The following is an 856-nucleotide window of genomic DNA, read 5'->3' on the forward strand; positions in this document are numbered from 1 at the left end:
TATTGACCCAAACGGCCGCCAAAAATAACGTTTGGCGCCTTTTGTCCGGCCAATTCCGTATATTGTTGGTAAAGGCCATTGTTGCGCTGGTTGTTGACTGGATAGTATGGCTCGTCGCCGCGTTTCCAGTCAGCTGGATATTCTCTCGTAATGATGGTCTTGCCTTCATCGCCCTTGCCGAATTCAAAGTGCTTGTGCTCGATGATTCGCGTGTATGGCGTTTCGGCATCGGTGTAATTAACCACGGCGTTACCTTGATAGTTGTCTTCATCAAGCTCTTCTGTCTCAAAGTGTAGACTGCGGTATTCCAACTCACCTAATTCATAGTTGAAGAATTGATCGATCATCCCAGTAAAGACGATCTTAGGGAAGTTTGCCAAATATTCGTCTTGTTTATCAAAGAAGTCGACACCCAGTTCAACATCAATTAAATCACTGGCCAACATCTTTTCAACGATCTGCGTGTAGCCGCCCATTGGAATACCTTGATACAGGTCATTAAAGTAGTTGTTGTCGTAGGTCAGACGAACTGGCAATCGCCGAATGATAAAGGCCGGCAGCTCAGTGGCCTTTTGACCCCATTGTTTTTCGGTGTAGCCCTTGATCAGCTTTTCATAGATGTCGCGGCCAATCAATGAAATGGCCTGTTCTTCCAGGTTCTGAGGCTCTTTGCCATCCATCTCAGCCCGCTGCTCATTGATCTTAGCCATTGCTTCTTTAGGCGTCCGCACGCCCCACATCTTATTAAAGGTGTTCATGTTGAATGGCAGGTTGTACATCTCACCCTTGTAGTTGGCAACTGGAGAGTTCGTGTAGCGGTTGAACTCGGCAAATTGGTTAACGTATTCCCACACTG

At 46.7% G+C, this 856-nt stretch carries 1 protein-coding gene; it reads right to left on the reverse strand.

What is annotated here, in order from left to right:
* A partial coding sequence (gene glf, locus ACLUWI_RS10165) for a UDP-galactopyranose mutase (protein ID WP_412147226.1) occupies positions 1–856 on the reverse strand: 856 nt, incomplete at both ends.

Source organism: Limosilactobacillus mucosae (assembly GCF_046939755.1).
Classification (GTDB): domain Bacteria; phylum Bacillota; class Bacilli; order Lactobacillales; family Lactobacillaceae; genus Limosilactobacillus; species Limosilactobacillus mucosae_A.